General features: G+C 31.6%; 6 protein-coding genes. 1 reads left to right on the forward strand and 5 read right to left on the reverse strand.

The window, feature by feature from the left end; all coding sequences use genetic code 11:
• The first annotated feature begins 19 nt into the window (after positions 1-19).
• Complete coding sequence (locus IJI80_RS00675; protein ID WP_292786521.1) at positions 20-691, forward strand: adhesin; 672 nt, start codon at positions 20-22, stop codon at positions 689-691.
• A gap of 247 nt (positions 692-938) precedes the next feature.
• Here the strand turns inward: IJI80_RS00675 and IJI80_RS00680 are convergent, their stop codons facing one another.
• The 5 genes from IJI80_RS00680 to glmU all read right to left on the reverse strand — a co-directional run bounded on the left by IJI80_RS00680 (position 939) and on the right by glmU (position 6249).
• Complete coding sequence (locus tag IJI80_RS00680; RefSeq protein ID WP_292786523.1) at positions 939-2075, reverse strand: tetratricopeptide repeat protein; 1137 nt, start codon at positions 2073-2075, stop codon at positions 939-941.
• Positions 2076-2273: 198 nt separating this feature from the next.
• Positions 2274-2984, reverse strand: coding sequence for an anaerobic ribonucleoside-triphosphate reductase activating protein (locus tag IJI80_RS00685; protein ID WP_292786526.1), 711 nt, complete (start codon positions 2982-2984; stop codon positions 2274-2276).
• A 31-nt stretch (positions 2985-3015) separates the two neighbouring features.
• Positions 3016-4140 (reverse strand): histidinol-phosphate transaminase, encoded by a 1125-nt coding sequence (gene hisC / locus IJI80_RS00690; protein ID WP_292786529.1) that lies wholly within the window; start codon positions 4138-4140, stop codon positions 3016-3018.
• Between the two features lie 158 nt (positions 4141-4298).
• On the reverse strand, positions 4299-4775 hold the full coding sequence (locus tag IJI80_RS00695; RefSeq protein WP_292786531.1) for a gamma carbonic anhydrase family protein: 477 nt from the start codon (positions 4773-4775) through the stop codon (positions 4299-4301).
• A 154-nt stretch (positions 4776-4929) separates the two neighbouring features.
• Positions 4930-6249, reverse strand: a complete 1320-nt coding sequence (gene glmU / locus IJI80_RS00700) for a bifunctional sugar-1-phosphate nucleotidylyltransferase/acetyltransferase (RefSeq protein ID WP_292786533.1) — start codon at positions 6247-6249, stop codon at positions 4930-4932.
• Positions 6250-6511: the final 262 nt, after the last annotated feature.

A 6511-nucleotide genomic window follows, 5' to 3' on the forward strand; every position in this document is an offset into this window, starting at 1 on the left:
TTAAGTGTGATGTGTAAATATGATTATGAAAAATTATCCAGAAGAGCCTACAGATGAAGCAAAAGTGGATTCTTCATTATATGGTGCAGAATTGATCGGAGAAAATGAATTGGGAACTGTTCATCTCCATGGACCTTTTGGAAACACTGATTCAGATATTAAAATAGCTTACCTAATTGGCATGCACCCAATGGAAAGCAAGGCTCATAGAGGATTGTTTGATACCATAATTGAATGTGATAAAGAAGGAATTTTAAATTATTCCTATTATATTTACAATATAGATGTAGTTGGCGAGCTTGATGAGGAAACAGAAGGTCGTATGGATGGCCAATTGCTTGCCCAAGAGTTTGCAGCTCCACATATAATAGATAACAAGTATGGTTTCTTTGCAGACATTCACAGCAATAAAGGATTGAAAGGGCCTGGGACTTATGAAAAAACTAATTTCATTTTCGCTCCAGGATTTGACGATAATTCCACAAATTTCCTGAATATAATATTGGATGAAATCGAGGAACTTGTTTATTATGCTCCTGAGTATAGGACAAGTCCTCCATATATTACAGTTCCAGTTGTGGAAAGTGGAATTCCAACAATTGTTTATGAAACTTTTTCATATGAACCAATGGAAAGAACGTATGACTTAAGTGAAAAATTAGTTAAGGCAATTGACAATTTGAAATTCTGATTTTTACATAAAATTTTCTTTTCATTATTTTAATTTTAGCTATTATTAAAATATAGTTATATATAGTAAACCTATTTTTAATTAATCATTATTTCAATTAAATTAATTCAAATTCATTTTTTATTTATTATTAACCCTATAATCTACATAAACTAATTAATTATTATAAAAGTAGTTTAAAATAGTATGGAGTAGTAAAAATTAGTTAAAAAAATTTTAAAAAATAATTAAGAATTCCAAAAAAGAATTACATATTTTCAAGACATTCCATTTTCAAGACTCTTGCATCATCATTTGATGGGTCAAGAGCAAGAACTTTAGTAAAAAGGATTTCCGCTTCATCGAATCTATCAAGTTCCATCAATACAACTCCTTTGTTCAATAGGAATGATGTGTTTCTTGGCTCAAGTTCTATCGCTTTGTCATAGCATTCAATTGCCTCTTCAAATCTACCAAGATCAAGGAGTGCGTTTCCTTTTCTGTTTTGTGCGGTTGCATCTATTTCAGAATCTTCCAAACATAATTCCAAAGCCTTGTCATATGCTTCCAATGCCTCTTCAGGCCTTTCCATATCAGTTAATACATTTCCACGTGCATTCCAAACTTCTGGATTGGTATCATCAATGGTAATCAATTTGTCATAAACCTCTAAAGCCTTATCGAATTCTGCCAGGATTTCCAAAATGAATCCTCTCCAATAAAGAACCACTGGATTGTTAGGGTTTGCATTCAATGCTCCATTGCTTGCTTCAAGCGCTTCTTCTATATTTCCAGAGTTAAGCATAGCTATTGCCTTGTTGTTCCAGATATATTCGTTATCCCCTTCTATTTCCAAAGCCTTATCATAACATTCAATGGATTCATCAAAACGGTCGAGTCTGCTTAAATTGTCTCCCTTTTTGTTTAAAAGGTAAACATCATTTGGATCAATCTTTAAGGCAGCATTATAACATAATACAGACTTGTCATATTTGCCTGTATCAAATAAAATGTCTGCCCTTTGAGTGATCATCTCTTTTTGGTCGATTTTTTCCCCTTTCCATTTATTGATGTCAAGCTTTTCAAAATAGATTACTTGGAATAAATCGTCATCAGAGATTCCATCAGGATACATTTTTTTAAATTCCCTAACCATTTCATTGGAATCTTCATACCCTTCCTCTTGGGCTAGCTTATCATTGCTTTTGATTTCTTTAAATGGGAGTGTTTTCACGTCAGTAACTTGAGCTTCAAAAATTTTCTTTTTTTCTTTAGAAGCTAAATTCCAATAGCAATGAAGCCTATCTCCAACTTTCAAAGGTGTTTTCCATAGTTTCCTTATAGTCATAGCTTTTTTATTTGTGATTATATTTATGTTCTGACTTCCAAAGGACATGATTGGCATTTTATCACCTTTTTTGGAGACTTTTAATAAAAATAGTCTTAAATAAATAATTAAGTAAATATGAATATAATAATTAAGTAAATCTTAATATATTATTATCTTTATTGAAAAATTAATAAACTTATCTATTTATTCTTTAAATTTCAAGTTCATTGATTAAGATAGATTTTATGAATATGAATGATTTTTAATAGCTATTTAGATGCTTTTTTGACCAAATTCTGCAGTTTTTACATTTATGTCCTGATTAGGGTATGCTTCTTTGATTCTTTTAGCAATATCTTCCATGTCATGAGGATTTGGCTCTTCTGCCTCTGCCAATGATTCATCTAAAACGCATCTGTTTCTAAATTGTTGAATTGTGTATAAGTCACATTCCACTTCATCAACTATTGTAAAAAGGTCTTCTTCTGTGAGCAATTTAGGGCAATAAGTGGTTCTGCATTCTAAAGTGATATCATCATATCTATTTACAATTTCCATAGATTCCTTTACATTTTGGCCAATGTCTGCTTTAATGACTTCTTCATATTTGTCAAATGGGGCCTTAATATCCATAGCCACATAATCGACTAATCCTAAATCAAGTATTTTTTGGAGTCTATCTGGATAAACTCCACTTGTGTCCAATTTGGTTTTAAGACCAATTTCTCTAACATATTTGAAGATTTCTATCACATCTTCATATTGGACTAAAGGCTCTCCACCTGAAACAACAACAGCATCCATAAACATTGCAGAGTCATCAATTTTCTCATATATCTCTTCTAAACTGATTTCAGTCCCTTCTTCCAATATTTCGCTATTGCTGCAATAAGGACATCTAAGAGGGCATTTCGCTAAAAATATTACAAAAGACATATTTTTTGGATATTCAATTGATGATGTGACAGTTACACTATATTCCATTCTATCAGCTCTTAAAAATAAAATGCATTATCTATTCATTTAGTATTTCTCTCATTACTTCAAGGAATTTTTTATCTTCTTCCAATGTACAAATGCTTATTCTAAAGTAATATTCGTCCAATCCCTTAAATGAAGTGCAGTCTCTTACAATCATTCCTCTTTTCATGAATTCTCTTGTAATCTCTGCAGCTGTGTAACCTGTATCATGAATATCAATCAACATGAAATTGGAGTATGATTTATAGACTTTAACTGATTTCATTTTAGATATCTCATCGTATAGGAAATCTCTGCTTTCTATCCCATCCTTAATGGATTTCTCAATGTATTCAGTATCTTTTATTGTAGTGAGAGCAGCTATGTATGAAAGTTTTGTAAGTGAGAAGACAGGTTTGATCCTATGCATGAATTCAATTATCTCTTTGCTTGAAATACCATAACCGATTCTCATTCCTGCAAGCCCCATTACTTTAGACATTGTTCTAAGAATGAAAATATTTTCATATTCATCTAAAAGGTTTACATTATTGGTTAGGGAGTATTCAAAGTATGCTTCATCTATTACAACCACTGCATCGCACACTCCCCCTTTGGATTTATTGGTTTTATCTAGAATTGCCCTTAATTCATCTTGTGAAATCAATGCTCCAGTTGGGTTATTTGGAGTGCATAGGAATAGCATTTTTGTTTTTTCATTTATTGCATTGAGTACAGAATCCAAATCAAGAGTATTTGTTTCCAAATTCCATTTTGCATAATTAGGAATTGCACCATATGGCTTGAATAAGAATTCATAATACATATAAGAAGGTAAAGGGACTACAAACTCGTCACCAGGTTCAATGAAGGTTTTTGCTAAAGTATCAATAAGTTCATCTGCCCCATCTCCACCAACAATAATTTGTTCTGGTTTCACATGGGAGTATCTTGCAAATTCCTTTTTAAGTTCTTCCAAATCAGATTCTGGGTATCTGTTAATGTTTGCAAGTTCTCCCTCAATAGCTTCCTTTACTTTTGGAGATGGGCCCCATGGATTTTCATTAGACCCCAATTTGATGATGTCTTCTTTTTTCACTCCAAATTCCTGTGCGATTTCCTCTTTTGATCTTCCAGGAACATAAGGATCTAATTCCTCTACTTCTTTACGTACTTTCATTATTTTACCTTCTAAATATAATATTTTATCTTTTGATAGCTAGTATTTAATTAGCATTATAATAAGATGATTTTAAGTTTTAAAATGTTATAATTTATAAAAAAAGTTGATGAATAGATGAATTTATTCATCATATTCATTGCAGTTGAATTGATGATTTAATCATCGTATTCATTTGCAAGTTCAACATAGTGTGCTGCATTCCAAGCAATGTTTTCTCTTTGTTCAGGAGTGGTCTCTTTAATAAGTTTTCCAGGAACTCCTAATATTAAGCTATTCTCTGGAAATTCCTTATTTTCACTAACTACTGCTCCAGCACCTACAATTGAATTCTTTCCAATTTTAGCACCATTTAAAACAGTAGCATTCATTCCTATAAGAACATTGTCACCAATTTCACAGCCATGAACTACAGCACCATGTCCGATAGACACATTGTCTCCAATCTTAAGAGTCAAGTTTGCTGAAGTGTGAAGAACACAATTGTCCTGCACATTGGAGTTTTTACCAATTCTTATAGGTCCTACATCTCCTCTAATAACTGCTCCATGCCAAATGGAACAGTTTTCACCAATTTCAACATCACCGATTACTTGTGCACCAGGGAATATTTTTACGGGTTCATTGAGTTTCATAATATACTCCTCTTTTAGTTTTTTATTAATTAATCATTTATTCAATTAATTAATCATTTCAATTAATTAATTATTTATCCAATTAATTAATCTTAATTTAAATTTTTTTATTAATTGATAATTAATAAACATTAAATATAAATCTTGAAAAATTTTATTCTTCTTTATTTTCCTCTGCTTCTTCAAGAGAGATTTGTCCAGTTTCCTTTTTGTTTTGGAAAATATGCTCTTGCTTTACCAATACTCTCATGTCAGATTCCAAGTCTTCATATAACAAGACACCAGAACCGATTGTAGCTCTCACTCCTATCTTGACTCCAGGACTTAAGCTTGAATTGATTCCAGTTTTAACAGAGTCTCCTACAATTGCACCTAATTTACGTCTTCCAGTATCAGTCTTTTTATTTTTAATTGTTGTTTTTACTGTCTTATTGTCAAAACGTAAGTTAGCAATATTTGTTCCAGCTGCAATATTACAATTGGAACCTAAAATAGAGTCACCTACATAACTTAAATGGCTAACGTTGGTGTTTTCCATAATGATTGAGTTTTTAATCTCTACAGCATTACCGATGTGGACATTATCACCAAAGTAGGAATTTCCTCTAATGTATGAGTTTGGTCCAATATCACAGTTTTTACCGATGTAAACAGGACCTTTAATGTAGACTCCAGAACGAAGAAGACTGCCCTCATCTAAAAATACTTTTCCATGGATTGTAACTCCTTCTTCAACGGTTCCCTTGATTTCTCCTTCAATATGATTGAGCAATTCTTCGTTTATTTCAATCAATTCCCAAGGTTTTCCAATGTCCATCCATTCTTTAGTGGTTTTATGTCCTTTAACCACTTTTCCATCAGCTATTTGGAGAGATAGGGAATCTGTAATTTCGTATTCCCCTCTTGGAGAAATTTCAGTTTTGTCAATTTTATCAAAAATATCCTTATTGAAAATGTATATTCCAGTATTTATCAAATTGCTTGGAGCTTCCTCTTTTTTAGGTTTTTCCACAATATTGATGATATTGTCTCCATCCAATTCAACAACACCAAATGCACTTGGGTCTTCCACTTCTGTAAGCACCATTAATGTGTCTGGCTTGGACTGCTCATAATCTTCAATGATTTCACTAAGGATATCCACATCCAATATGATATCTCCGTTAAGAGTGATTAAGCTATCTTCAATGAAATCTTTTCCATATCCTATTGCATCTGCAGTTCCTTCCAATTTGCTTTGAGTAGCATAACTTATATTCACTCCAAGATGGCTTCCATCCTTAAAGTAATCTCTAACGATCTCTTCCTTATATCCAACAATAAGAAGAATGTCTTTCACACCGCAATCACGCAGTGCTTCTATGTTATATTGAATAATAGGTTTTCCAGCAACAGGCAACATTGTTTTAGGTTTTGTGAGAGTTAAAGGTCTCATTCTTGTTCCTTCACCTGCACTTAAAATTATAGCTTTCACCTAATTCCTCCATTTTTCTTTTCTAACGTTAATTATTGATTTATTATATATTTTCGTGTTTTAACTTTTCTATGATTGATAAAGATTTTGATATTCTTCAATCAATTTTAGATACCTTATTTTTATATTACTTTTTATTCATTTAAATAATTATTTAAAATATTTTATTTTTAACATATATTTTAATTATAATAATACGAAAAACTGTTCGCATGATTTAGGAGCATATTAATTAAAAAAGTTTTTTATATAAGTTTGTACA

The organism is Methanobrevibacter sp. (assembly GCF_017432245.1).
Classification (GTDB): domain Archaea; phylum Methanobacteriota; class Methanobacteria; order Methanobacteriales; family Methanobacteriaceae; genus Methanobrevibacter.